Here is a 26,505-nt window from a genome sequence, read left to right as displayed (position 1 = left end):
AATGGGCCATTATCTATCGACTGACTTATGGCAGCAAACGGTGGAAGAACACTCGATTCGTCTTGGTGAGCCGTCTGAAGATAATGTCCGTATTATTGCTTTGAGTCAACTGCATGAAGAAGCTGCATGCCGAGAGTATTTAAGCTGGCTTCAAGAGTATATTGGTGCGCCTGACATGAGGGTAGCCGCTTCGATGTTAGCTAAGCGAATCGGCTACCTGTGGATTGCTCCGTTGCTGACCGCGATGACCGTTCATCATCAGCATGTTTCTTTTCGGCTAGACAACAGCTTTCTCTATCATCCGACGCTCACAGCTAATGAGGGGGGGACGCATTTTCCTTTTCTAGCTATGAACGGGCTTCGGGCAGAAGCACTAACGGGAGACAGGGAAGTGTGGCGGGAAAAGGTGGTAAAGGAGATGTTTGCGTTACACCTTGCACCGCTGTTAAAGACGCTTGCTGCGATTGCTCCTCTTTCGATGAGTATCCTTTGGGAGAATATCATGATACGCATTGTCCCATTATATACTCCTGAAGTAGACAATGCTGAGCAAGAAAGTCAGCACATCCAGGCAGATTTTTCATATCTGACGCAAGGAGCGCCCGGGCATTTGTTCGGTGTAAAAAGAAATCCGTTCACCCGGTTCACAAAAAATAAGGACAGCATTTCAGTCGCTAAAAGCAAGCGTATCACCTGTTGTTTTTATTACCAGATGTCAGGGGAATATTGTAGAAAATGTCCGAAAATTGACAATGAGAATAAATCTCAATTAAAATGACAACAGCAACAATTTTACTTTTGCTAACAGGCCTGGTTGTAGTTAATCGGTTAAGCCTAGTCATGTGAGTCACTCTAGCAAAGGATGCTATTGTCAGGAGATGAGAGAAATGCCGCTACAAGAACAGACAAGTCTATGGAGTGATACAACGATCAAGATGCTTGACGAGTTTAGCGGTACTTTGCAGACAGGCAGTGTTCTTCGCGAAACGGAATTAACTTCGAATGTGTTGTTGCTGGCATACGGAGGGGAAGGGGAGCTTGCAATGAATGGTGAGGTTTGCCACATTGGAGCTTCTTTTGCTGGTCATGTTGTTAAGGGGACATCCTTAACGCTGACGGCCAGATCAGACGACCTTTATTATATCGTGATCATGTACAAGGCTTCTTCCATGGAGGGAGCCTCTCTTGTTTTGCCTTCATATCGCAAACACCCGTTACGCACTTCATTTGTGCAAAATTCGGTAACCCAAGCAGAATGGATCGAGAATGCAGAAAAAATTGTTGCCAAATGGCGTCGTGGTGAAGGGCTGGAACGTTTTCATGCCAATGCGTTGCTTCAGGGTATGATGTACGAACTGATCATGGATTACGAACGTGATCAGGGAGGAGAAGTGTCTGACATGGTGGATGTTATCGCTTCATATATAGCGTCGCATTATCGCCAGAATCTGGAGCTTAAAGAGCTGGCAGCCCTTGCTGGCTGCAGCTTAAGACAGCTGCAGCGACGATTTAAACAAGAGAAGCAGCTCGGACTGATTGAGTATGTCATTCAGCTGCGCATGGAGAATGCATCGCGGATGCTGCGTCATACGGATGCTCCCATCGGTGAAATTGCTGACAGAATGGGCTATCGCGACATGTATTATTTCAGTAGGGCGTTTAAGAAATATTATGGCGTCCCTCCGCTACGTTATAGGCTTGATGCCCCTTCAAAAACAGATACAGACTATGCTCATTCCTTGCAGCGGAACCGTACAGCTTCTTCATATGAGTCGGCCCAAGGCTCGGTGATATGCCACATGCGAGGGGAATACCATGTTATCGGACCTCCGAAGCGTATCGCTGTACTCGATGTGCAATATGCCGATCATTTGCTTGCGCTGGGGCTCTCTCCAGCAGGTAGTGTAGGACTAGGAAGTGCAGTGTTACATTTCCCTCAAATGATCAGGGCAGGACTTCAGAATACCGAATTACTCGGAACATATGAGTACCCCGACCTGTTTGCAGTGGAACGACTGTCTCCGGATCTGATTATTTGCACCGAGGTACATGAGCCGCACTATGAACAGTTAAGCCGGATCGCTCCAGTTCTCATGTTTAAGCGCAATGAAAACTGGCAGACTATTCTGACTCTGTTCGGTGAACTGACAGGCAAACGAGAAGAGGCAAAGCGTATTATAGCGGATTATCACCGACGAACCACATTGCTGTCCGAAGAACTTGCTCCCGTTCTGGCAGGCAAGAGCGTGGCACTGATCCGTCCGCTGGATTCTCTGGTTCGCGTGCATTCTGCCTCTCATCGTACAGGGGCTGTACTGTACCGTGATCTAGGTCTGCCTGTTCCGTTATTTGTGGCAGATACCTCCGACACGGCCTATCACATCACAGTTGACAGACTACCGGCTGTACATGCCAGCCATTACTTCTTGCTTAGCCATGAACTCATGCATGAGGAAATATCCGCGACAGAGCAACGTGTCTGGGGAATGCTTGATACCGTTGAGCGCCAGCACATACACTCGGTCGATGCCGCGACATGGATCGGCTGTTATGGACCCACAGGTATCAATGGCATTGTGGATCAGATCGCTCAGGCTTTGTTGGCTTGATGGGAGAAGAAGTTGCTACTTGTGCGCATAGCGATTTTAACAGGAACTAAAGACAGTTCATCTTTGCCTTATGTCATGGAGGGAAAGTTGAACTGTTTTTTTATGGCCAATCCATCAGATAACATCATATCCACGCATCGGAGCCTGGCGGTTCCTCGGTCCGGCAAAGAGGATTGCCAGGGAGCGGGGGCAGGCGGACACATACGCACGGCGGCCGCTCATTTCGTTCGCATAAGTCAGAGGGACATCGTGAACACAGAAGCGTTATATGCTAGAAATGATGGACAACAAATAGAATAAAAGAAAAATGTAAGAAAATATATGGGAACGCTTGTTTGCAGAAGTAAACACAGGTAAAATATAGATACAATTGACTCTTGGGTGGGTATGGTTTTCCTTCGAAAAGTGAGACCATGGAAGTAAAAGATGCGATGACTCTAATGTTACTATTTTGGACATCTATTCTTGCATTTTTAACATGCATCAATAACAACAAGAGAAGGTAAAAAATCACCTAAAGGTTGAGAGCCGAGGTGGGTTTTTATTACCTGAGACTTAGAAGGGAATAAACCCTCCAAGCCAATTGTAATGACCAGATGTTGACCGTAATTGGTCTTTCTTTAAGTGTGCTAACAGATGAAAAAAGATGAATTAAAGAAAGAATAAGATAAGTGAATTGAAAAGCAAGTTAGTAAGCAAACTCATAGGTGAAATACCATGCAACGATTTTAAAAATCTATTAAAACAAAAACAAGAAAATGAGGGATATGCCCAATGACATTACAGGACCTATTTAATGAAAAACCAACTCAATTGTGGAACAAAAGAATGGTTGAATACGGAGATGACCTTTTTACGGAAGAGAGATTATTAATGTCTGATAAAGTCCTGAATAACTATCTAAACCAATTAATATTATTACAAGAAACTAAACATCCTGAAAGTATTATGAAGGCTGTAGAAGAAATTGTAATTACGTTTAATGAATTGAATGAAAAGAACGACTATTTTATTGAAACGATGGAACGTGAAGAACTGGCTGAATTTATAGATAAGGCAGCAAGACTAGCTGGATTAGAAATTGAGGGAGATCAAGATATTACAGAAGAATGGAGAGAATGGTGATGGTAATTAAGCAGGATTTGTAAGTAGATTTAATGAAGTCATGGAACTTTGCATAACATCACATTCAAGCATCGTCGCATTCACACCTCGGTTCGGCAGAAGTTGAGAAGCCATGAAGTAGAATCAGCCGAACATATTCGGCATACGCTGGACGTCTTGAATACAGAAACGTTATGTGAGATCAGCTAGGAATAAAAAGGCTATATTTAGGAGCAAGTACTATGAAGCGAATTTACAAGCATATCGAAGAATACACAGATCAGGAAATAAAAGATATTTTAACTCGCCGAGAAGTAGAAGAACTTATATATTTACCACTTTCAGTTGGAATGTATCATCACAATTGGAAGTTTGCTCAAGATATATGTCTTAAATCAGCGCAACATGATAATCCAAATGTAAGAGCGAATTCTGTATTGGGATTAGCACATATAGCAAGAACTAAAAAACAGTTAGATAAAAGACTAGTAAAACCAATCATTTTGAAAGAATTAAAAAATAATATAGAACATAAAGGAATAATATTAGATGCTATAAGTGATATAAATTTATTTATGAAATGGGAACTAGCAAGGAAGCATAATTATTAGTTGACTCGAAGAAGATCTGACCCCACATCACATCGTATCGCATCTATGCTGCGGGTGTAGGAACCTTCATTCTACACGAATCCGGCCATGGGCCCTTTTTTATTTATTTCCAGTAGGTGTCGCACTTCATTTTACAATCCGTCAAAAAGAATCGGTATTACGCTACCGGGGTGGCAGGATGCCACTGTGTGATTGTACCTGAACTAAACGCTGTAGCGGTGCGAATGTTAAATAGATACACAGAAAATTATGCTGAAGACCAGGTATCTTTTAATGAAACATTTTATAAATGCCTCCAATCCTAATCCAGTACACCTTTTCCAGTGATACCGAGATTTATTACAAAGATAAGGACATCATAGTCAGATTTTGATTTCATCGAGAATTTAAATCCAAATGTAAAGTATTGCTATACCCCATATCATAATGTTAGATGAAATACAGGTGAAGACTCACTATCGAAGAAGATAAGAGGGGTGTTGATGTGGGAGTAGCGGGTACATTAAGCTGCAAACAATGCTCTTACAGCCAAAATGTTTTTTTAGGTATTGGTTTTAGATATATTGATTTGAATAGCATATTGGAATGGTATGAGCAAGAGGAAGGACGACAACACATTAGAGATTTTATGAGCAAAGAAGATACAACTTTTGAGTGTTATGACGGGCTTTACGTCTGTGAACAATGTAAGTACTTATTAAATCGTGTGTTTTTCGAGTTAAAATTAGGAAATTATGTTTATACCAATCGTTATGAATGCCCAAGATGTAATACACAAATGCCAACAAAACCACCTTTAGACGAGGTGAAGAGCGGGATGCTGGATTGTCCAGCCTGTAGAGAGACGAAATTAGAAATGCACTTCAACAACATGGATTGGGATTAAATCTCCTCAATGGCTTAAAGTATGCATTCCAGATAATCGAGGCGATAAAAAGTAAGCCAATAAAAAGTGGAGGTATGCCCAGTGCTGACATTAGAAAAGGCTCACAAAAATGATGCGCAAAAACTTGTTGAAATTCAAAAGGCCAGTTTTGAGGATGAATCAAACCAAAATACACGACATCTTTACCTGGAAGATCTGCTCCCCGGTCACTCTCCAAAAGACGAAACCAGTTCTTTCCTTCGAAGACCAGCGAGAATACGATCCGAAAGATGGCTAGACTTGAAAGACCGAACGATTAGGAAATACCTGCGTTTCGTAGAGCTTTCCCGATGCGAAGCGTGGCAAAAAGTTTGGAAAAACGAGACTGTTCAGACAGGGAATGTTGTTGTAACATAGAGTTACACACCTTTCTTGTTGGCATGGTTGGTCGTACTTCCATGATACCAAACAAGCGAGGTGTTTTTTGTCAATACAAGTAAATCTATTGAATTCTTCTTACGCGCTCAAAGGTTTAAGTTCATTTTCCAGGTGCGAAATTTGAGATACTTACATAATAAACAGGCGTTCACTCACAGCTGTTGCAAAATTGTCACATTTTATTACAAATCTTGGTTTGTTGTGTTAAAAAATGTTGCACAAACAATATGATTGGTATATTATTGCTTTAGAAAAACAAAATAAACATTTTTAATATATTTCATTCAAAATAAAGGCATATCAACATTTACAGTAAATTTAGTATAAAAAAGTTATATTTTCTTATTTATTCCTCTTTCTGCGCTCTTTTGTTTTGGGTGATAGAGTGATTAATTTCACCATTACCATATATGGCAGCAAGAAGTTATTTTACTTAAGTTAAAAAATCTAAATAAAGAAGGGAGGGTAAATCTATGAATAAAGATTTTGATTTGAATCTTAAGATTGCAAAGAGTACTGATAATGATATTAAACCACAAGTTACAAGTGTTGCATATTGCACGCCAGGATGTAACACAGGCAGCACATGTGGAACAAGTGAGTGCGGTTTGACAAGAAATTGCACAAATACATGGTTGTGCGGTTAAATAATGTAAACGTCCATGCATTTAAGCAAACGCTTGAATGCATGGCGTTTATGTTTTTAGAAAGTAATTCGCGAGTGATCATAGATTAAAATATACAGTTGATGATCTAATGGACGGGGAAAAATTCTATAGCTCTAAGAAGCCAAAGAATCAAAGAATTCTCAATTATCATAGAACATATCCTGATTGAAATTTAATTATTTTTATGAAAATAAGTAGAAAATGGATTTTAATAAATTGAGCAGCTAAAGACTGTAAGGGGCGAGTTGGGAATTCCCATCGGAATATACTGGCACATGACAAATTCATCAATCGCTGAATCATTTTCTGCATCCGCTGACGATCTTTTTCGTTTGTTACGACTTTGGGCGTTGCGTTTCTTAATTTCTCAAAAACTACTTTAATTTCGACATGGACTAACACCAGAAGATGTAACCGGAAGCGTGGATAACTTGCTTCATTTCCTGAAACTTACACTCAATTTTCAAACGATGGCTGTAAAAAGCGGACGATTTAAGCAGCTGCCGAGCTTACATACGTGCTGGCCAATTTTGATTCTAATTCATCACCAGTATGAAACGGAATTCTGATTCAAATTTTGTGGTAGGAACATTTAGCCTTTTTCGGTGGTCGGGCACGTCCCGGCTTTTTTTGTAGGAGAATGTTACGTTCGATTTGGTTTTGTCACCATATGCATGCGAGTTTGGCAAACAACGGGAGCATGCATTCAGCCACTCCAAGGATGGAACGGATAAGAAGCATTGATATCGATCTAAAGCAGTATATATTTGGCGCAACCTTTCGCAGTCTCGAAGCTTTGTTTGATCATCTGTACAACATGGGAGGACGGCTGCCCTTAACAAAACTTCTTCCAAACTAACATGATTTGGACACCTCTTCTGGAGATTCATAAATAAGGGTAAGCAGAATTACTTCTGGAAATTACCGACGAGAATGTTTTCAGAGAGTTCATTTCATGTTCCGGAGATCGATAATCCACATGCAAAAGTAAATCGAGGAAGGTGTGGGTAAAATATGAAACATTTATTTAAAGATATAGGTTCATTTATGATAAGGGTTCCAAGTCTACCAATTAATTTGTTAGTAGACAATATTAATAGTGCAGACAATCAAGAAAATACTATGCCATTATTGGATTTTCCTTATTACAAGAAACAATTTGATGAAGCTATATTGGTGGCAAGTCATGATTTATATGAGTTTATGAGGCAATATGAAAAAGGAAGTGAAGTGAGAGATACAAATTATTTATTAAATTCTCTATATAAATATTTCAGCAGAAACTGTTCCAGATGTACTCCGTTTGGTTTGTTTTCTGCTGTTGCATTTGGGAATATTAATTCTGGAGAAACTTCGTTTGAATTAAGTGGAACAGACATACAACGAAAACCTTTGGTAGATTCTAATTGGTTATTTGAAGTGGTTTTTATGTATGAAGCTAAGTATTTAAAAGAACTTAAATACACGCCAAATGAAAGTGTTGCAATTCACAGAAACAAAGCAATTTTATTTGGTTGTACAAAAAACAAAGATGAGGAAAAAATCAACAAAAAAACTGTAAATTATACCAAACCGCTTGAAATTATTTTTAAAATATCAAATGACTATTTGAGTTATGTTGAGATTGTGGAAAAACTTGAAGAAGCATATCCTGGCATGGATCAATCTATTTTACATGAATATGTTCAATCTTTAATAAAAGAAGAATACTTAATTTCTGATCTTCGCCCACCGTTAACAGTAAATAACCAATTAGAGTATTTTATTTATAAGCTTAAACAATATGATATAAATGCTGACACTTTGATTTCTATACAAAAGCACATTGAAGATTATACTGATAAAGATAAAAGTGATAAGATAAGCTGTTTAACTAATGTTTTTCACAGCATGAAGGAAGTACATCCTTCAAAAAATTATTTAACTGTTGATTCATCTTTTGAATATAAAGAATGTAATTTAAATAAAAATGATATCAAGAAAATAAATGAGCTCATTAATCTATTTTTACAATTTAATGTTAATGAATCATTTGATAAATTAAATGATTATAAAAATAGATTTATAGAAAAATATGGTCTATCTATGTGCGTCCCTTTAACTGAACTCGTTGATCCAGATTTGGGATTAGGTTTTCCTTCTGCTAACAATAGAAATTTTAATAGCTTAGGAGAATATATAAATCCATGGGTTAGATTCTTTGAAAGAAAGTATGTAGAATCTATAAGATTTAACCAAGAAATTGAAATAAAAGACGCAGATATCAAGAAACTTATGTCTGAAGATTTAGATGAAGAATTGTTGCCAAAATCTATGGAAATTTACTTTAATTATACCAAAGAAGATGGGAACGATATATTTCATCTAAGCAATATCTTTGGTTCAACTTTTGCAGGAAAATCTTTTGGTAGGTTCTCTCATCTAATGAAGGACCCAATTGATTTCTATAAAAAAATCAATGCAGTATACGATTCTAATGATAAATATAAATCTTGTGAATTCACTTTTCTACCAGATAGTTTGGTTACTGCAAATGTTGTTAGAAATATGCACGGTTCCACATATGAAACAAGTTTTGGAACGACGAATTCTAAAAATAGTACGCGTAAGCTAAAATTAAATGAGATTTTAGTCGGCATTAAAAACAATAAATTCTATTTAAAATCCGCAATTGATAACAAAATTATAATTCCGACCTCAACGAATATGTTTAATCCACAATTAAAACCTGAAATATTAAGATTTATTGATGATATTTCTTCTGATGGAATCAAATTTTATAATAAACCTTGGCAGTACTTGCTTGAAAAATTTGCTTATCTTCCAACAATTCGATATAAGAACTTTATACTAGAGCAAGAAAAATGGATATTAAAGATAGATGATTTAGATTTACCTGCCCATTTCAGTTTTGGTGAATTTAAAATTAAACTGAGAGAGCACCTGGAAAGTAGAAATATTTCTCGTTGGATAAACGTTGTAGAAGCTGATCAAAAATTATTGTTAAATCTTGAAGAGGACAGATGTTTGTCAGTACTACAAAAAATGCTTGTTAAATCTGAAATTGTATTAGAAAAATATAATGTTGAAGTAGAACATCCAGTTAAACATAATGATAATTCTTATTGTTGTGAACTGGTTATACCTTTAATTTCAGTTTCAGAAGTTGAATCAAGTATTGATGACTTTGAGATATCTGAAAATTATGGAAATAGTAGAATTAAAGTTCCGCTGGATGAATGGCTTTATTTTAAAATTTATGGAGTTGGAGAAAATATAGATTATTTATTAGGTGATGCTTTATTCACCCCTTTGCAGCAATTACTTGAAAATAAAGAAATAGATAGCTACTTTTTTATTCAATATAAAGACCCAGATTTGCATTTGCGATTGAGAATAAAAGCGGATTATAATAGGCTGCTTATGGTTCAGCCCAAGCTTTTAAACATTTTTAGCCAACTTATTAAAGATTCAATTATATCCAAATATAGTATTGACTGCTATGAGCTAGAATTAGAAAGGTATGGCGGATATGATTTGATGGATTATGCTCATGAGGTATTTCACAAAGATAGCTTAGCAATTCAATCAATTATTTACGAGAAAAACAATAATAATGTAAAAATATCAGATGAACTTTTAGCTGTAATAAGCATATTTTTCCATGTAAAAAGATTTGGATTGAGTTTAGATGAGATATTTATTTTTCTTAATTGTCAAAAGCATATTAAGCTTGATCAAGAAGAACAAGATGAATTTAAAAAAAATAAGAATTCTTATCTTGATTTTGTAATAAAATATTTATCTGGAGAGAAGTTGACTCCAGAAATTGATTTCATTTTTAGGATACTGCTGATAAAAAGTGCATCGATGGAAACATATTTAGAAGGAATAGAAAAATTTTATCCGGAAAGTAAAAATGTTAAATTTAGTATCCTTGATAGTATTTTGCATATGCATATGAATAGATTGTTTGGACCAAATGTTGAATTTGAAAGAAAAATGAGAACATTATCTAGGCATATATTTTATAGTGTCTACCATAGAAACAAAAAAACAGGAATATTGGAAGGTAAAGTGAATGAAAAAATTTAAACTATTAACTATTTCGGAGATGAAAGAATTGTTTTCATCTCTGAAGGTGATACCAAAAGCTATTAAAATTTTCTTTCAAGCTAATAAGATAATATTTGTATTTAGTATAATAATAAATATTATTGCTGGTATTGTTCCTGTAGTTTCTGTAAACGTTTTCGGTATTTTGATAAATACAGTTTCAAGTATGGACTTTAATGATTCATTAAAAATATTAGCAGTTTATATTGGAATTAGTTTTTTAATAGATGTCATTTCGAGCATAAAAGATTTTCTGTTTGCAAAATATCAATACCTGTTAGATTTTGAATTGCTTAATCGGTTGATGAACAAATGTGCGAGTATGTCTTTAGAGGAATTTGAAAATTCTGAAGTACAGGATCAATTGCAGCATATTCAACAACAAATTGGTTTTAGACCATATAGTATTTTCACTTCAATATTGGCAATGATTACTGCAATAACGACCATACTTTCGTCCATTTTTATGGTAATAATATGGCAGCCTCTATCTGTATTACTTATTATTACTCCTGTTTTGTTTTTTTCAATATTCAATTTATCAATAAACAAAAGAGAATTCCAAACGGAAGAAAGGAACTCCAAAAAAGCTAGAAGCATTTGGTATTATGAATTTTTGCTCACTAAGGATCAGTCATTCAAAGAAGTTAAGATTTTTAACTTAGCCAAGCATATTATAGATCGGCATAATAATTTAAAGAAAAGTGTAATTAATGAGAATTTGTATAATTCCAAAATACGTTTGATTATTTCAACTGTATTTGATTTTGTTAATCAATTGTGTATGGCAGCACTTATGGTATTAATAATCATAACAGTAGTTAGTGGGAAACTCTTAATAGGTAGTGCAGTTGCGCTTCTCAGGGTTATCGGTATGGTGTTTGATAATTTTAACAATATAATGAATATTATTTACAGCATAAATCAAAATAGTTTGTACATGTCTAAATTGATAGGCTTTTTAAGTGATAATAAATTAAAGTCGAATAATGGAAGTGAAGAAACGCAAAAACTTAGTCATATAACTGAAATTCAAATAAATAATTTGAACTTCAGTTACCCTAATGCAAATAAAGAAGCTCTTAAAAATATAAATTTGAAAATTAAGAAAGGTGAAAGAATTGCTTTTTTTGGAAGAAACGGCTCAGGGAAAAGTACATTAGTAAAATTATTAATGGGATATTATTTAGTCGATGATGACATGATTAAGATCAATGGAGTTTCACTAAATAATATCGATATGGAAAGTCTGCACAAACTAACAGGTATATTATTCCAGGATTACTGTAAGTTTGAACTCCCAGTTAGAGATAATGTTGGGTTCGGGAATATTGATGAAATTGAAAATGATTCTCAAATAATAAAATCTCTAAAGAAGGCTGATGTTGATTTCCTTTCCTCAGATTTAAATCAGCAATTAGGAAAATGGTTTTCAGAAGGAATTCAGCTTTCTGGTGGACAGTGGCAGAGGGTTGCACTAGCACGATGCTTTTTAAGAGATGCGCAATTGTATATTTTGGATGAACCCGATGCAGCACTTGATAAAATAGGTGAGAAAAAGATTATGAATACATTTTTTGAATTAACTGAAAATAATATAGGTATATTCATTTCTCACAAAATTTCACATGTAATGTTAGCCGATAAAATAATTTATTTAGATGAAGGAAGAATAGTGGCAGAAGGCACACATGAAGAATTATTGAGGATCTGCCCATCTTATGAGGAAATATATAATTTAGAATTTAACGTCATGTCAAATGGAGGGGAATATGGATAAATTGGAGCAAAAAAAATATGAAATAGACAATTTAATCATGACTTTAGCAAAAAAATTGTCAGATGTAGAGTTTGTTCAACATATTTTAGGCTCTAAGGCCGTAGAATACAAAAGTACCTCAGTTGCAGTTTCATATCCAGCTTTATGTATTTTATTTTCGGAGCTTGAATTAAATTTTCCAAACTGTGAGTTTGATACAGCTGCCCATAAATATTTAGAGATAGTAAATTATGAACTTGGGAAGAACAGTACAGGGGATATTTCTCTATTTGATGGGTTATGCGGCGTGGGTTTTGCAGCAAATTGTATGTCTAATAATGGTGAGCGCTATCAAAAATTTATTGAGAATTTGAACGAATATATTGTGAGTATAGCTGACAAAAATATATCAGAGTATAAAAGTGTACCATTTAACGAATTTTCATATGATATTATGTATGGATTAGCTGGTACAGCTAATTATTTAATAAATTTCAAATCTGAAACTAAAGTTAAAAATACACTTCTGTCTATTTTGCAGTATTTAACAAGTATCTGTAAAACAGATGAAAGTGGAATTCCAAAATTTGTGATTAGGTCAGATCATAGTCAACTGTTCCATTTAGCAAATGATCCTAAGGTTCGGTATGTAAATTTTGGAGTATCTCATGGGATACCTGGAATACTTTTAGTGTTATCAAAGTCCTATGAGTCAGGAATATACTTTGAGGATCAGCTTGAGGCTATAAAGTGTTTATCAAATTATATCTCTGATGGCTGTGTGAAAATTGGTGATGAACTTTTTTGGGAAACTCAAAAAATAATAGGATTTGATAAAGATAAAGCGGTACAGTCGAGAGATGCCTGGTGTTATGGAACACCAGGAGTTGCATATTCACTATTGATAGCTTCAAGGATATTAAATGATAATGAAATGCGTAATTTGGCAATACAAAGTATGAAATTGTCTCTAAAGAGATTACGTGACGTCGTATCTCCTACGTTTTGTCACGGTCTTTCAGGAATATGTTGTTTAGCTAGAAAATTTTATGAATATACTGATGATATATATTTTAAAGAAATGTATACAGGAATATTTGAAAATATACTAAATTTATACGATGACCAAAATTCACTTGGTTTTAAAGACACAGAATTTGAGAAAGGAAAATTGGTCAATAAAGACGAGATAGGGCTGTTAAATGGAACTAGTGGAGTGATTCTCACACTACTGTCTTGTTATAGACCTGTTAAAACACAATGGGATTCTATATTTTTGCTATAATGGTATTTTTGGTATAACATTAAACACTGATCCTTTTTATTCTGTAATTAGGATTGGATTAAAATTTGTAGAATAAGATTTTAGTATTTGAAGAAAGCGAGTAATAAAATGTATTTTCCAATAAAAAACCGTCATATTTAAAAGAATAATTAAAGGTACAATTTGTGTTTTCGTTTCTCAGTTAAATATATAAAATAATGAGAATAAGATCAGGCAACAAACGGCCCACCCTAAGATAAGAGCTATCTAAGGCTGGGTTGTTTCGTGAATACAAGGATGTTTTGAGAAAATTCTTAGGTTTGAATAGTAGTGATATTAACTCTTCCGCAAGGGACTTCATGGTACTAACTAATTCTCCTTCTCCTGTATCGGATAATTTTCGATAACGAATATAAGAATGTTGCAGGTTCAGGAAAGCATAGATACATAAGCTCATGAAGTTATTACAAAGTTTTTGTTAGTACATTCATAAAATAATAACATTTCTTAGAATAGATTTACATTTTTTGGGTTTGTTCGTTAATCTAATATCTGAAAAATAGTATGTTAAATCAGCTGCACTTAGTTTGAAAGAAAAAAAAGGGGCGAAGAAACCTCATGACAAATAGAATACTCATAATAGATGATGATATGGAATTGTGCTCATTAGTAAAAAAATGCGTATCACAAGTAAACCTAGAAACCGATATGGCATATAACGGGCAAACAGGATTACTTCAAGTCATGAATGAAAACGACTCTTATTCCCTAATTATTTTAGATGTAATGTTACCTAACATAGACGGTTTTCAAGTATTATCTGAAATAAGAAAATATAGTAATGTACCCGTACTTATGCTGACGGCTAAAGGAAGTGAGCCGGATAAGGTAAAAGGTCTTAGCCTTGGAGCAGATGACTATTTAACAAAACCGTTCAGTATCAATGAACTCATTGCTAGAGTGCAATCTTTGATTAGAAGATATACTACTTTTAATTCTGGGGATTCTGTAAGCATTCTTACCTTTAAAGGAATTGTTATTGATAAAGAAATAAGAACTGTTCACGTTGAGGACAAGCTAATTGATTTAACAGGCAAGGAATTTGATTTATTAGTATTTTTAGCTTCGAATAAGGGTCGTGTGTTTACGAAGAAACAAATCTATACACAAGTTTGGAAAGATGATTATTCTTTTGATGACAATAATATTATGTCCTTTATAAGTAAGTTGAGGAAGAAAATAGAACCCAATTCAGAACAGCCATTTTATATTATAACGGTACACGGAGTAGGTTATCGTTTTAATAAGGAGGCTTAATTATGGAATGGATCTATATTCTACTTATGGCTCTAGCTTTTTGTCTTATTGTTATCATTTATTTGGTAACAAAACTGTATAAGGTTTCTGAACAACTTTCAATTATTGAAGATTCTTTAGCGGATATAAAAAAAGGAAATTGGAATCGTCGTATTTTGGTAAATGAAAATGATATCACTAAAACAATTTGTTATTCCATAAATGATATAGCAATGAATAGTCAAACTCAACTCATACAGTTAAAGCAATCCGAACAGGCATATAAGCGACTTATGACGAGTTTATCCCATGATGTAAGAACACCTTTAACTTCTTTAGTTGGCTATTTAGAAGCAATTCAAGAGAAGTTTGTTACAGGCAAAGAAAAAGAAGAATATCTTAAAATCGCTTTAAATAAAGCACATCATTTGAAGGGTTTTGTTGAAGTTTTATTTGATTGGGTCAAACTTGACGCAAAAGAGCAAGTGTTTAAACTCGAAGAACATGATATAAACGAATTCACTCGTGATATATTGGTGAATTGGATACCAACCTTTGAGGAAGAGCACTTTGAATATAATATTGATATTTCTGACAAAGAATGCTTTATCCGATTAGATCCAAATGCTTATATAAGAATTGTTAATAATTTAATTCAAAATGCTATTGCACATAGTGAGGGAACTAGAATTGATCTACAAATAAGCGGAAATGAACAAAACGTTATGGTTCAGATTAGTGATAATGGAAAAGGGATTTCTCCTAATGACCTGCCACATATATTTGATAGACTGTATCAAAGCGATGAATCACGTTCGACTAACGGAAATGGTTTAGGGCTTGCTATTGCTAGAGAACTTGTTCATCTACATAAAGGAACAATTAATGCTCAAAATTTATTATCTGGTGGTACAACGTTTATAGTAAAACTTCCGAAAGCTCTTTAATTTTTGAAAGCTTTTTTATTAGCAAGAAACAAACAAGATTTCGGCAAGATTTTGGCAAGATTTGTTTGATAAACTTTAAATAAAGGAGGTATTCATATGACAAAGTATACCATAGAAACTAAACAACTTACTAAAATCTATAAGGATCAGAAAGCTGTAAATAATGTAAATATCCATGTGAAAAAAGGACGTATTTACGGTTTACTCGGTCGTAATGGCGCCGGTAAAACGACAATTATGAAAATGATCTTAGGGTTAACGTCTACCTCTTCCGGTGAGGTAGACGTATTTGGTAAGAATATTAAAGGTAGAGAAAAGCAGGTATATCCCAGAATTGGAGCGATTATCGAAACGCCCGGATTCTATCCAAACTTAACTGGAACAGAAAATTTGAACATTTTTGCAAAACTGCGTGGTACATCTGCTCCTAACGCGGTGAAGAATGCATTGGAAGTTGTAAGATTACCGTATAAGGATAAGAAGCTGTTCGGTGAGTATTCTCTCGGTATGAAACAACGTCTGGGTATTGCTAATGCTATTTTGCATGACCCAGAACTATTGATTTTAGATGAACCTACAAACGGTCTGGATCCTATAGGTATAGCAGAAGTCAGGGATTTTATTAAGAATTTGAGTGTTGAACGTGGGAAAACAATTCTTATTTCCAGCCATATTCTTTCGGAAATTTCATTGCTTGCGGATGATATTGGAATTATCGACAATGGTATTCTGTTAGAAGAAAATAGTATGGAGGAACTTAAACGAAAAAATAGTAAGTACATTCTACTTCAAGTTTCTGATGCTGCTAAAGCTAGCTTGATCTTGGAACGTCAATTCGGTTTGAAAAGTTATTCTGTGAAAGACGATCATACGTTGCAAATCTATAATAATTCTCTGGATATGGCTTCTGTTAATAAGGCACTAATATTGGGAGATGTGTTGGTTATTAGTTCTCAGCTTTGTAATGATACTTTAGAGGACTATTTTAGGAAAATTACGGGAGGAAATGGCATTGCTTAAACTTATTCAAATAGAGTTTCTTAAGTTACGACGCAGAACATTTGTGTGGATTATGATGTTTTCAGCTCTCATCATGCCATTCCTAGCGTACTTATTATTTAAATATGCGTGGGATACAGGCGGTGACCCTGTACAGTTTTATAAATGGTCAGCGTTCGGACTTACACTTTTTATTGTCTTACCTGTTGTTTTAGGAATATTAAGCACAATGCTAATGTACAATGAAAATCAATACGATATGCTTAAACAACTTTGGATTGTGCCTGTCAGCAAAATGAGATATTTCTTTAGTAAATTTTTTGTGGTTTTGATTTATTCTGTTTGCTTCATGTTAGTTACAGCTGTAGGTTCCGTTATATTTAGTATACTTCTCGGAGATATCGCATTTGATTGGCAAAACGTTTTGTTTTTGATAAGAAAGTGTTTGGAGATTGGTGTTATTACAGCTTTTGCAATGCTGCCGATTTTGGCAATTGCTACAATGCAAAACGGATATATTCTTCCAGTTGCTATAACACTAGTTTATGCTTTTCTTGGTTCTATTATAGTGTCGATAAATATGTATATACATCCGTTATCCAGCATGGCAGTAATCGTTGCTCGAAACGGAGATATTCCAGGACTGAACTATACACAGGTAATTAGCATACCTTTGGCGTTTCTTAGCATTTTTGTCTGGGGGATTGTATCCGTACTCCTTGCAAACGTTGCATTAGCAAGAAGAAAGTGAGGTGGTAATAATGCGAACATTACTTTGGGCGGAACATCAAAAGATTCGCCGTTTAAGTTTTGTTTGGATTGCAATTTTTGCGACGGTTATGGTAGCAGTTATTGTTTTTTTATCCGGATTAACAGACAATGACGGTATTCGAGATATAGATACTATAGGTTGGTATATGGCAGTGGCTCAACCACTGGCAACATTTTTCGTTCTTCCAGCGGTAATTGCTCTCTTAGGTAGTTACATGATTTGTCGTGAAGAACAGGAGCATACAATCGATTCACTTCGACTTATCCCCGTGAATGAAGCAAAGTTGACAATCGCAAAAATGATTATAACCCTTGTATATAGTATTCTTTTTTACTTGTTACTCTTTGCTATAACATTTTTCACTGAAGCAGCTTTACATTTTTCTGATTTATCCATAGGGATGGTCATGAATTTTTTGAAAGCTTATTTTTTGGATGGTATATGTATATTTCTTGCAATCTCACCTATTATTGCTTTGGTATCATACATGAAAAAGGGATATTGGATTGCGTTAGTTATCACTGAATTTTATTCTTTTATTGGATTATTTGCAAGTACGTCAAATACCCTAAAAGCTTTATATCCTATTACAGCTGTATTTACCATATCTGGGTACTATGAAGCATCGACAACTCAGGTCATGCTTAGTTGCATTAGTTTACTATTTTGCGTAGGACTTGCCGCAGTAACACTTGCAGGCATGAACAAATGCAAATGAAATAGGGCATCTATCTGCCAAACCTCCAAAAAATTATCAAGCCTTTTTGTCAACGAAAAGAGAGTGGGATAAAGGTAAGTGTGATTTGAATATATGCTTGAATTTAGGTTTTATATCTTTGTATTTGAGTGTCGAATCTGGGAATACGTTTGTTACTCAGAGGGTTAATGATAACGATTATGAATTGATTGAAATGGTTTTTCTTTCGGACAATATGAGAAGTGAAGGTTATAAGAATGCTTGTTTAAGAGCTAAAGAACATATTAAAGATAGATTTCTTTAAAGCCCCCTGATCCAAATTGGACACTCGAAGCCACCTCAGATACACTTAATGAAATGAGTCTGCAGGATGGATTTCGAAGAGGCATTTATGCAGACAACCCTTTTGGGATTCGTAAATACAGGAACGAGAAGAAGTTCAGTGAGAATTTAATTAAAGAATCATGTACTAAATAAAGTGAAATGATGCCTTATGATTGCAGGATAGATGGTATTCTTTATATTTGGAGTACATGCGAAGAACAGCCCAGACATTAAACTGTACCTACTTTGTTAGTGAAGTCTAACAAAAGGTCAGTTCAGGGGCTGTTTTTTCTCTATTCCTGTCTTCGTATCTGGAACAAGTTGGGATATACTAAGATGTAGATTGTAAAATACTAGAAGTAAAAAATTTTTGACAAAAGATGGATTTTTTTAATTAGTTATTATGGATATGAGGAGTTATTCGAAATTAATAATATGAGCGGATGGTTGGAGTGCAGTGACTTAGAGGAATTTAAAAAATATATTGAATCTTTTAAAAACGACATAAAGAATAAGAAATAGCAATTACAAAAAAATGATTTGCATAAAGAATAATGTATGCAGCTAAAGAGGTCGTCAACATCTTATAACATCATACTCATACATCGGAGCTCAGCGCCTCGCGATCCGCGAGAAGCAATTAGCAGCGTAGTAAATTCAGCGGATACGTTCGCTCTCGCTAACTGCGCAAGAGTAGCCTGTTCTTTGTGGAACCTAGAGCCAGCGCGACTTCGTGGATACAGGAACTTTATAAGCGATGCTGGAACCTGTTATATCGATAGATACATTAAAGGAGGATACCGATGGAGATAATATTAGTTAAGTCAGGTTTAGATGAAGCCGCAGCTATTCATGAAATGCAAATGAAGTCTTTTACACCTCTGTTAAATATATATCAGGATTTCGAGACAAGCCCTGCGAACGAGACTGTCGAGCAAATAACAGCTCGTTTGAGTCAATCATTTACGGATTATTATATAATTAAATTATCAGAAGTGGATGTAGGAGCAATTAGAATTGTTAGAAAAGAGAATAAAATATATCGTATAAGTCCAATTTCATTTCACCTGAGTTCCAGAGCAGAGGAATTGCACAGAAAGTTTTTTCCATGATTGAAGAGCTTTATTATAATGTAAGTATGTGGGAACTGGACACAATACTTCAGGAGCAAGGGAATTGCCACCTATATGAGAAGTTAGGATATAAGAGAACCGATAAGATTAATGTAATTAACGATAGAATGACCATTGTATTCTATGAAAAACACATGAAACAATAGGATGGATAAATCAAAACAATTAATTATAACCAGCCTTTAAAGTGATTCGATGCAGTCGCCAACAGCGTGTAACAATATATTTACACATCGAGCATTCGGCCTCGCTCGCTAGGAGGGATTGTGGGGAAGCTGAATCAGGTAACAACTTCGGACAATGGCGAAGATGCGGTAATGGTCAATACGTTGGGACAGGAATCGCTTGATATGGGGGAAGCTGACTGAAGAATCATTTATTGTCCACTACCAGCATCCAATCAGTGCTGAGGGCAGATCGAGTGGATTCACCAGAATCAGATTGCTTTTGTCGGCGGTGACCGAATATTATACGCCTATGATCGGCGCAATCTTCTTCTCTCGACCCTGCTCGATGATGTCGGGCGATTCAGGTTATCAAGCGACTGCAAACATATCGCTTACACCCAAGGCAACAACGTATTTGCGGCTAATTTCTACGGAAATACGATTTTGGGCAGGGAGCAAATCTACAAAGGAATTGAAGCTAGTGGCATGGAGTGGAGCCCCAACCAAACAAAGCTGCTTCTTTATGGATCGAGATCAGGCAGCCTGTCGCGTTCGCAAGAAAGAACGATAAGGGGTACTCTTAACGTGAACCAGAGTTTAATTATCGCGTTAAACGTCAGGAAGGATAGTAGCCAGCCACCCACCCACAGATTCAAGATGAATTTTATAGTGTTATGAACAAGAGTCATTCATCGATGTCGCGGTATTTTTGAGCTTGTCTCTCTGTTAAAGACCATACATGTTTCGAAAGCATCGGAAGGTAGTCTAATTCCCTAGGGGATGAAGAAAGGCCTTCCTTTTGTTTCAGCATTTCAGTTGAGTGTGCTCTAATTCTATTACAAATATGTGCTCTTTCACCATTAGCAGAGATATTTCTTGCTCGCCAATTATTTCTTCGTAAATGTAACAATATGGATTATCATATACGTAGTTCTGATATCAGACAAGATGTGTGGTATCTACGAAGTACATAAACTAGACGTTATAGGAAATAGCTGAAAATCTTATATAAAGGAATATGTGAATGATTAATCAATTCTCCAGAAGCCCTAAGCTCCGAGACATCCTAAATGTAATAGAGACAGTACCAACACAATACTCTGATGAAGAGATAATTCTGTATGTAGATAAATTCCTGCCAAGTTACAACTGTGAAGGAGCTGCTATAGGATATTTCTCTATTATTTCGCATCTTTGTTATTATAGACCCGATCTTGAAAGCCAATTAATGAAGATTGCATTAAAACCATTATATTATCTAGGAATTGAACATCCGGATAGTGCTATTAAATGGATTAAAACCTATGTAAAAGAGAAAAATGATAATGATTATTATACATCAAAACAAGGAAGGACATGGATAACAAATCACTTGAAAGATAAACATAAATTAATTACAAGAATTTTTAAAGAGATAGATTTTGAGGATAATGCTGAAGATATTAGATGATTAAGTAAACACATCATGTAGTGGCTACTTCCTATAACATAATATTCAAGCAGCGGCTCCACTGGAGCCTTGGTCTGCGGTATGGATTTCGGGGAGGCATCTCAGCAGACAACCTCTGGCGAGGTTCATGAATACAAGAACGTTATACGAAAGTTCGTTAATGAAATTAAAAGCTGTATAAAATAAGAGTAAGAACAGGAGCCTCTTATGACTGAAAAAATAGTGATAGACTCATTACCTGACTTAGTCGATTTCATTATAAATAATGACTTGTCAGAAAAATCAAAAAGCGACCTGCGTAAGTTAGAGAATACTAGTGGATTACACCTTTCATTAGGAATGTACATTCGCAATAGATATGAACTATCTAATTCAGAAATAGTACCACGTCTAATTAAAGAATATTTAGAAATTGAAACTAAAGGTAAAATAGATGTTGCAGATGATGAAATATCAATAAAGATGTTGGAGATGTTCCTTCTTAACGATGATGATATTTCTGGATCAATAATTAAATTGATTTGGAGAAAGCTCAAGAATGAGAAGAACAATAAATAACAGATTTTGTTGTAGTTTCGAAGAAGAAAGAAACTCCGTATAACATAATATTCGCGCATCTGACATTCGTCCTCGGTCCAGCAAGAGCCGGACACACCTTGCATTCGCCAGGCGTCGTAAATACAGGAACGTTATACGACAGAATCAAAATGAAAAAGAGCCAGAAGGCTCTCAATCTAAAGATATATGTAATTCGTTATGCAGGTGAAGAGCGTCCTTAAAACCTTGCAAATAAATTTCACGTTCTAAAATAGCTTGAACAGAAAGCTCAGCATCATCGTAAAGGAATAGGGTCTTCTGTATATTCTCCGGTACTTCTTCATGTAACTGCTTGAAATAGAGATTCCGTTCGGATGAGAACTGGTTGTAGCTGGAGTTGTGTTTCATAAGTTTTTCATAGTAAAGTGGATACCAAATGAAACTGGAAATAGATTCGGATTGAATTACTGTGGGCTAACAGTTATTTATCCAAATGGAGCGAGTGTACTAAAGAGAATTATTACAGGTTGGTATGAGATATTTAAAAATGCTCCAAATGAAATAAAGTTAACAGGGAATTATTTTTGGAGAGACCAAATCGATAAAGGAGAATATGAAAAAATTGAAGTAAGAAAACCTAATTTATTAAAAATTCTCTCTGAACTAATTACCTTATGTAATCTAGTTGAAAATAATGACGACTTAATAATATTACATCTAGGGGTGTGACATTTTTAAAAAAATTTAGTAAGTTGCTCAAGAAGGCTATTCCACCAGATAACGTCGTATTCACGCTGCGGGGTCTAAAGGGATCGTCAGAGAAGCGGGATCAGCTCACAACCCTGCGGGGCTAAGTCCGTTGGACCCGGCGCTTTGCGTCTTAAGCCTTCGGATTCGTAGATACAAGAACGTTATGTGAAAGGGATACAAAAATTACAGCTAAAAAATCTAACAGCGGGAGCGATAGCACAATGAAGTTTAGCCATAAGAAATTCTCCTGTGACACCGAGATTTATTACAAAGATAAGGACATAATAGTTAGATTTTTCGATAGCTCCAAAGAACAAGAAGAAGATGACATAATAAATTTAGTTATAGTTGACCCTGGGTATGGCTATCTTTGTTTGAAATATAAAGGAGATGCAGCACTCTTAAGTGGATTCCTAGATGAAGATGTTTTCTCATCAGATGACTATATAGATGCAGCAATTAGTTTTATTGAAATCTTAAGTCCAAATTCAAAGAATATTTATACCCCATATCATATTAGACTCTTTAAACAAACCAGTTTTATTGAATACAATGGAGAATACTAAAAATAGACTGTAGGAAATTCGAAGAAGGCATCCACATAATATAACATAATATTCAAGCTGCGTCTCCGTTGGAGCCTGGGTCTGCGGGAAGGAATTCGGAGAAGCATTTCAGCAGACAACCCCTTTGGGATTCATGAATACAGAAACGTTATGCGAAACTGCTTAAAGATGGAGGAATACCAGATGTTTTTGAATTCTCATGTCTTTGAATTAGCCAAAAAATTAAATACAGAAGAGATTCATAAGCAATGGACAGGCTTAAGAAGAAATTCTGTATTCTATGGCTTGGTCTGCTATATTAACAATTCAATTTCTTTATGTCTAAGTGATAATTATACAAGTTCAATATTGTTTTTAAGAAGAGCACGTAAAGAAATCATTAATATTGAAATCAATTCAAATAAGATTCAAGATCAATATGGAGATAAATATATCAAACTCTGTAATAATTATTTGAATGAGTTAGAGACATTTATAAAAGATAATCATTTAGTGTCTGATGAAGATTTTGAGTTTATTTTAAACAAAGAATTGTAGACATCGGTTCAAAAGAGTTTTCGAAGAAGCTTCGCATAACATAATATCGGAGCCTAGGCCAGCGAGTAGGGTTTCATGCATACAGGAACGTTATTAGAAAGACTATGAGGAGGGAAATAATGAAGCTATTTCATGGAGAGCGAGTCTTGAATAAAGAAAACAATCTCTTACAGCCACAAATACATACTCCTCTTGGAATAATTGAATTTTCACTCACAGTCTCTGATAACTTCTATCATCCAGAACAAAGTTATAAACTCAAAAATGGTGGATCATTATATAAGTATTATTATGATTCATTTGATTGTGAGCTAGTTGTCTGTAGACCCCAGCTCAATCACGCTTTACATTTGACAGTAGAAGAGTGTTGGGGAGCAGTATTTAGAATAAAGCCTTATATGAATACTCAGATAAGTACGTGCAGCTTTTCTGCTTCTTGGAAAGAGGGTTGCAGTTGGACAGATTATGGATCTAATACTGGGGAAGATCTTGAAGCTGTCGAATACGAGAATCAGGTATACCGTTTACACTTGGGAACACAAGACGGGGATATGTTAATGGCAAGAAGAAATCAAGGAGATATGATTCCTAAATCGCTATGTTTGAAGTCTGACTTTGAAAAGTACGGTTTTATCTTAAGTTCTGATAAAGGCATTAAAATTCCTATGACACTAATTGATTCTAATGAGATATGCCAAGTACATTTTTTAGTTGCTTGGAGTAAGAATATCAAAGAGGATGTTTCAACGTGGTTGGCTGTGGACCAGTTCTCAAATGAAATATTAAAGGGAGAAGAAATTTTGTAAATATCCTCAAAATTGTCATAGTCCATCTGATAACATAGTATCACACATCGGGCATACGCCCTCGGCCCGGCAGAAGGATTTTGGAAAAGGAGATAGCTGCAGGACACCCCAGCATTCGCTGGAGGCGTGAATACAGAACCGTTAGATGAAAGGCACCCAAATAAATAAACCTTCTAAAAAGGATGCAAAGAATAAATGATAAAATCTATTAGTATTGATGAATGGAATGGGACCACTTTCAATGAAAAAATAGTTATGAATCCTACATGGGCAGACACTTTAAGTTTTTTAAGAAAACTCGACGGAGATAAATTTACATTAGTTTTTTTTGAGGTATCAGACACAGATTCAGCATTAGTTGGAGGCGGACCGGAATATTTCATAGTGTCTATTACACTTGATGGTAATATATATACTCTTATGAATGATAAACAGGGAAACAGTGAAATTCTTCTGGTTGCTGGTGGTCAGTTAGGCAATTATTGCGATAACATTTGTATAGAATTAATTCCTATGCTTGAAGTAATAGAGTATTATTATGAAACTGGTAAACTACTCGAAACACATAAATGGAAACAAGAATAATAATTACTTTGAATGCAACTCGAAGAAGTGAGTGACATCATCTAACATCGTATTCAATGCAGTGGACCGGGACAAGCCCGACCCTTGTTGCGGAAGAGGCATTTCGGAGGAGCGGATTCACCGGACACATTTAACCGGCTAAGTGGCAGAGCCACCTGTGCTATGTGCCTTGTCCATTGACGAAAGCAGATTCGAGAAGCGATTCCGTCGTATAACATAATATTCAAGCATGGCTCCTTCGGAGCCTTGGTCCGCGAGATGGATTTCAGAGCGCAATTTTTATTAATACTACAAAAATTAAAAAGATGGTAAAATGTAGAGTTTATATGGTGATGAAGAAAATTTATAAACTTTGACATAAGGAGAGAAAGCACATATGGGCAAGAAGAAAAAAACCTTACCGAAAAATTTTGATGAACTAATTAATGTAGGTGACATATCAGCACTAAAAGAGGTATTTACCCGATGCGAATTGGATGCCCGTGGCGGTTATAGTAAATCAACAGCCTTGTGCTTTTACCAAGTACCGAATGAATTGGTTCGCTGGCTCGTGGAACAGGGCGCTGATATAAATGCTAGAGACAATTACGGAAAAACGCCTTTGCACAAACATGCAATGAGTTGGTGTGGTAATACTGAGTTGCTGCTTGATTTGGGTGCAGATGTAGAAGCCGTTGATTATCAAAACGAGACTCCTTTATTTGCCGCCGCAGGTTCATTTAAACCAAAGGCGGTTTACACGTTGGTTACTAAAGGCGCAAATATCAGCGCAAAAAATAAGATGAGACAGACTCCATTAGAGAAAGCTTTGGCATTGTGCAAAAACGCGGATATTGTCAATACGGCGGAAGTTGCCGATATTTTGCTTAACGCTGGAACAACTGTAACGCCGGAAATGAAAGATTCTATTAAGCGAATCGGAAGCGACTTTGAATTTCACAGAGAAGGCTTTAATAAAGAATATTTGAATCAAACCGATGAGGCACTTTTACGTCTATATGAGCTATTTGATGTTCCCCCAGTAGAGAAGCGAAAGACGCACGACGGCGTCTCTTCAATAATAGTATCAACAAAAGAATGGCAGGCACAACATAATGAACTCTGGAATTTACTAATTCCTTCAAAGGGACATGCGCAAACCGTACAGGGTGAGGTTATCCGTATTACTGGTAAAGTGTTATACGAAATTTTAGATAATGGTGGTATTAACTGGGATAACCAATATCGTAAAATGCTCAATAGCTCGATACATTACTTTAGCTTGGGTACACCATTAAATCCCGCTTCACTTAAGGAGGCAGTAACATTAGTGAAAGAACTTCATAACGGAAATGGTAGTGATGAACCTGCGAGACTGTGTGAACTGGCAGTGCATTGGGTACTCAGCAATCCGAATCCTATTACTTTGGAAGAGCCTGAATATAAGCGATAACATAGTTCGACTTATCACCGTATATAATAAGCTTTTTTACGCAAATACATTCCCTTTTTCTAAGCACTTTCTA

At 35.5% G+C, this 26,505-nt stretch carries 27 protein-coding genes; 26 read left to right on the top strand and 1 reads right to left on the bottom strand.

Going from position 1 to position 26,505, the window contains the following annotated elements; translation table 11 throughout:
- Position 1 precedes the first annotated feature (1 nt).
- The 20 genes from NSQ68_RS17750 (at position 2) to NSQ68_RS17655 (ending at position 21,777) form a co-directional block, all read left to right on the top strand.
- Complete coding sequence (locus NSQ68_RS17750; RefSeq protein WP_342426699.1) at positions 2–778, top strand: (2Fe-2S)-binding protein; 777 nt, start codon at positions 2–4, stop codon at positions 776–778.
- A gap of 109 nt (positions 779–887) precedes the next feature.
- Positions 888–2,609: a helix-turn-helix domain-containing protein gene (locus NSQ68_RS17745; protein WP_342426698.1), complete on the top strand. Its 1,722-nt coding sequence runs from the start codon at positions 888–890 to the stop codon at positions 2,607–2,609.
- Between the two features lie 774 nt (positions 2,610–3,383).
- Complete coding sequence (locus tag NSQ68_RS17740; RefSeq protein ID WP_342426697.1) at positions 3,384–3,734, top strand: hypothetical protein; 351 nt, start codon at positions 3,384–3,386, stop codon at positions 3,732–3,734.
- A gap of 221 nt (positions 3,735–3,955) precedes the next feature.
- The gene (locus NSQ68_RS17735; protein WP_076294004.1) at positions 3,956–4,324 is read left to right on the top strand and encodes a hypothetical protein; all 369 of its coding nucleotides are present in this window, start codon (positions 3,956–3,958) and stop codon (positions 4,322–4,324) included.
- A 484-nt stretch (positions 4,325–4,808) separates the two neighbouring features.
- Positions 4,809–5,210 (top strand): hypothetical protein, encoded by a 402-nt coding sequence (locus tag NSQ68_RS17730; RefSeq protein ID WP_342426696.1) that lies wholly within the window; start codon positions 4,809–4,811, stop codon positions 5,208–5,210.
- 81 nt (positions 5,211–5,291) lie between these two features.
- Positions 5,292–5,606, top strand: coding sequence for a hypothetical protein (locus NSQ68_RS17725; RefSeq protein ID WP_342426695.1), 315 nt, complete (start codon positions 5,292–5,294; stop codon positions 5,604–5,606).
- A gap of 494 nt (positions 5,607–6,100) precedes the next feature.
- Entirely contained in the window at positions 6,101–6,274 is a 174-nt protein-coding gene (locus NSQ68_RS17720) for a gallidermin/nisin family lantibiotic (RefSeq protein ID WP_342426694.1), read from the top strand.
- A gap of 1,035 nt (positions 6,275–7,309) precedes the next feature.
- A complete protein-coding gene (locus NSQ68_RS17715; protein WP_342426693.1) occupies positions 7,310–10,390 on the top strand; it encodes a lantibiotic dehydratase in 3,081 nt (1,026 codons plus the stop codon).
- The gene (locus tag NSQ68_RS17710; protein ID WP_342426692.1) at positions 10,377–12,191 is read left to right on the top strand and encodes an ABC transporter ATP-binding protein; all 1,815 of its coding nucleotides are present in this window, start codon (positions 10,377–10,379) and stop codon (positions 12,189–12,191) included. Before NSQ68_RS17715 ends, NSQ68_RS17710 begins: the two co-directional genes overlap by 14 nt.
- Positions 12,184–13,455 (top strand): lanthionine synthetase C family protein, encoded by a 1,272-nt coding sequence (locus NSQ68_RS17705; RefSeq protein WP_342426691.1) that lies wholly within the window; start codon positions 12,184–12,186, stop codon positions 13,453–13,455. Before NSQ68_RS17710 ends, NSQ68_RS17705 begins: the two co-directional genes overlap by 8 nt.
- Before the next feature lie 597 nt (positions 13,456–14,052).
- Positions 14,053–14,751: a response regulator transcription factor gene (locus tag NSQ68_RS17700; protein ID WP_342426690.1), complete on the top strand. Its 699-nt coding sequence runs from the start codon at positions 14,053–14,055 to the stop codon at positions 14,749–14,751.
- A 2-nt stretch (positions 14,752–14,753) separates the two neighbouring features.
- Positions 14,754–15,677 (top strand): HAMP domain-containing sensor histidine kinase, encoded by a 924-nt coding sequence (locus NSQ68_RS17695; RefSeq protein ID WP_342426689.1) that lies wholly within the window; start codon positions 14,754–14,756, stop codon positions 15,675–15,677.
- A 96-nt stretch (positions 15,678–15,773) separates the two neighbouring features.
- Positions 15,774–16,697: an ATP-binding cassette domain-containing protein gene (locus NSQ68_RS17690; RefSeq protein ID WP_342426688.1), complete on the top strand. Its 924-nt coding sequence runs from the start codon at positions 15,774–15,776 to the stop codon at positions 16,695–16,697.
- Positions 16,690–17,427, top strand: coding sequence for an ABC transporter permease (locus tag NSQ68_RS17685; RefSeq protein ID WP_342426687.1), 738 nt, complete (start codon positions 16,690–16,692; stop codon positions 17,425–17,427). Before NSQ68_RS17690 ends, NSQ68_RS17685 begins: the two co-directional genes overlap by 8 nt.
- 10 nt (positions 17,428–17,437) lie before the next feature.
- A complete protein-coding gene (locus NSQ68_RS17680) occupies positions 17,438–18,166 on the top strand; it encodes an ABC transporter permease (RefSeq protein ID WP_342426686.1) in 729 nt (242 codons plus the stop codon).
- 1,106 nt (positions 18,167–19,272) lie between these two features.
- Entirely contained in the window at positions 19,273–19,581 is a 309-nt protein-coding gene (locus tag NSQ68_RS17675) for an N-acetyltransferase (RefSeq protein ID WP_342426685.1), read from the top strand.
- The gene (locus NSQ68_RS17670) at positions 19,578–19,748 is read left to right on the top strand and encodes a GNAT family acetyltransferase (protein ID WP_342426684.1); all 171 of its coding nucleotides are present in this window, start codon (positions 19,578–19,580) and stop codon (positions 19,746–19,748) included. The genes NSQ68_RS17675 and NSQ68_RS17670 overlap by 4 nt, the downstream gene beginning before the upstream one ends.
- A 199-nt stretch (positions 19,749–19,947) precedes the next feature.
- The gene (locus NSQ68_RS17665; protein WP_342426683.1) at positions 19,948–20,340 is read left to right on the top strand and encodes a hypothetical protein; all 393 of its coding nucleotides are present in this window, start codon (positions 19,948–19,950) and stop codon (positions 20,338–20,340) included.
- Positions 20,341–20,793: 453 nt separating this feature from the next.
- Complete coding sequence (locus NSQ68_RS17660; RefSeq protein ID WP_342426682.1) at positions 20,794–21,219, top strand: hypothetical protein; 426 nt, start codon at positions 20,794–20,796, stop codon at positions 21,217–21,219.
- A gap of 207 nt (positions 21,220–21,426) precedes the next feature.
- Complete coding sequence (locus NSQ68_RS17655; protein WP_342426681.1) at positions 21,427–21,777, top strand: hypothetical protein; 351 nt, start codon at positions 21,427–21,429, stop codon at positions 21,775–21,777.
- Positions 21,778–21,948: 171 nt separating this feature from the next.
- Here the strand turns inward: NSQ68_RS17655 and NSQ68_RS17650 are convergent, their stop codons facing one another.
- Positions 21,949–22,206 (bottom strand): hypothetical protein, encoded by a 258-nt coding sequence (locus NSQ68_RS17650; RefSeq protein ID WP_342429129.1) that lies wholly within the window; start codon positions 22,204–22,206, stop codon positions 21,949–21,951.
- Here NSQ68_RS17650 and NSQ68_RS17645 point away from each other — a divergent pair.
- From NSQ68_RS17645 to NSQ68_RS17620, 6 genes are all read left to right on the top strand, one after another.
- A complete protein-coding gene (locus NSQ68_RS17645) occupies positions 22,156–22,485 on the top strand; it encodes a hypothetical protein (RefSeq protein ID WP_342426680.1) in 330 nt (109 codons plus the stop codon). The two genes, NSQ68_RS17650 and NSQ68_RS17645, sit on opposite strands and share 51 nt — an antisense overlap.
- A 242-nt stretch (positions 22,486–22,727) precedes the next feature.
- Complete coding sequence (locus tag NSQ68_RS17640) at positions 22,728–23,072, top strand: hypothetical protein (RefSeq protein ID WP_342426679.1); 345 nt, start codon at positions 22,728–22,730, stop codon at positions 23,070–23,072.
- A gap of 183 nt (positions 23,073–23,255) precedes the next feature.
- Positions 23,256–23,609: a hypothetical protein gene (locus NSQ68_RS17635; RefSeq protein ID WP_342426678.1), complete on the top strand. Its 354-nt coding sequence runs from the start codon at positions 23,256–23,258 to the stop codon at positions 23,607–23,609.
- A 119-nt stretch (positions 23,610–23,728) separates the two neighbouring features.
- Positions 23,729–24,415 (top strand): hypothetical protein, encoded by a 687-nt coding sequence (locus tag NSQ68_RS17630; protein WP_342426677.1) that lies wholly within the window; start codon positions 23,729–23,731, stop codon positions 24,413–24,415.
- 195 nt (positions 24,416–24,610) lie between these two features.
- Positions 24,611–25,000, top strand: coding sequence for a hypothetical protein (locus tag NSQ68_RS17625; RefSeq protein WP_342426676.1), 390 nt, complete (start codon positions 24,611–24,613; stop codon positions 24,998–25,000).
- A 376-nt stretch (positions 25,001–25,376) separates the two neighbouring features.
- Positions 25,377–26,432 carry an ankyrin repeat domain-containing protein gene (locus NSQ68_RS17620; protein WP_342426675.1) on the top strand — a complete coding sequence of 352 codons (1,056 nt, stop codon included), beginning with the start codon at positions 25,377–25,379 and terminating at the stop codon, positions 26,430–26,432.
- Positions 26,433–26,505 lie beyond the last annotated feature (73 nt).

The organism is Paenibacillus sp. FSL L8-0158 (genome assembly GCF_038592965.1).
In the GTDB taxonomy this organism is placed as follows: Bacteria; Bacillota; Bacilli; order Paenibacillales; family Paenibacillaceae; genus Paenibacillus; species Paenibacillus polymyxa_D.
This window is presented reverse-complemented; position numbering and strand designations above follow the sequence as displayed.

Coding starts and splice junctions, on each gene's coding strand:
- NSQ68_RS17750 (WP_342426699.1), top strand. CDS start 2: ATGGGCCATTATCTATCGACTGACTTATGGCAGCAAACGGTGGAAGAA.
- NSQ68_RS17745 (WP_342426698.1), top strand. CDS start 888: ATGCCGCTACAAGAACAGACAAGTCTATGGAGTGATACAACGATCAAG.
- NSQ68_RS17740 (WP_342426697.1), top strand. CDS start 3,384: ATGACATTACAGGACCTATTTAATGAAAAACCAACTCAATTGTGGAAC.
- NSQ68_RS17735 (WP_076294004.1), top strand. CDS start 3,956: ATGAAGCGAATTTACAAGCATATCGAAGAATACACAGATCAGGAAATA.
- NSQ68_RS17720 (WP_342426694.1), top strand. CDS start 6,101: ATGAATAAAGATTTTGATTTGAATCTTAAGATTGCAAAGAGTACTGAT.
- NSQ68_RS17715 (WP_342426693.1), top strand. CDS start 7,310: ATGAAACATTTATTTAAAGATATAGGTTCATTTATGATAAGGGTTCCA.
- NSQ68_RS17710 (WP_342426692.1), top strand. CDS start 10,377: ATGAAAAAATTTAAACTATTAACTATTTCGGAGATGAAAGAATTGTTT.
- NSQ68_RS17705 (WP_342426691.1), top strand. CDS start 12,184: ATGGATAAATTGGAGCAAAAAAAATATGAAATAGACAATTTAATCATG.
- NSQ68_RS17700 (WP_342426690.1), top strand. CDS start 14,053: ATGACAAATAGAATACTCATAATAGATGATGATATGGAATTGTGCTCA.
- NSQ68_RS17695 (WP_342426689.1), top strand. CDS start 14,754: ATGGAATGGATCTATATTCTACTTATGGCTCTAGCTTTTTGTCTTATT.
- NSQ68_RS17690 (WP_342426688.1), top strand. CDS start 15,774: ATGACAAAGTATACCATAGAAACTAAACAACTTACTAAAATCTATAAG.
- NSQ68_RS17680 (WP_342426686.1), top strand. CDS start 17,438: ATGCGAACATTACTTTGGGCGGAACATCAAAAGATTCGCCGTTTAAGT.
- NSQ68_RS17675 (WP_342426685.1), top strand. CDS start 19,273: ATGGAGATAATATTAGTTAAGTCAGGTTTAGATGAAGCCGCAGCTATT.
- NSQ68_RS17670 (WP_342426684.1), top strand. CDS start 19,578: ATGATTGAAGAGCTTTATTATAATGTAAGTATGTGGGAACTGGACACA.
- NSQ68_RS17660 (WP_342426682.1), top strand. CDS start 20,794: ATGATTAATCAATTCTCCAGAAGCCCTAAGCTCCGAGACATCCTAAAT.
- NSQ68_RS17655 (WP_342426681.1), top strand. CDS start 21,427: ATGACTGAAAAAATAGTGATAGACTCATTACCTGACTTAGTCGATTTC.
- NSQ68_RS17640 (WP_342426679.1), top strand. CDS start 22,728: ATGAAGTTTAGCCATAAGAAATTCTCCTGTGACACCGAGATTTATTAC.
- NSQ68_RS17635 (WP_342426678.1), top strand. CDS start 23,256: ATGTTTTTGAATTCTCATGTCTTTGAATTAGCCAAAAAATTAAATACA.
- NSQ68_RS17630 (WP_342426677.1), top strand. CDS start 23,729: ATGAAGCTATTTCATGGAGAGCGAGTCTTGAATAAAGAAAACAATCTC.
- NSQ68_RS17625 (WP_342426676.1), top strand. CDS start 24,611: ATGATAAAATCTATTAGTATTGATGAATGGAATGGGACCACTTTCAAT.
- NSQ68_RS17620 (WP_342426675.1), top strand. CDS start 25,377: ATGGGCAAGAAGAAAAAAACCTTACCGAAAAATTTTGATGAACTAATT.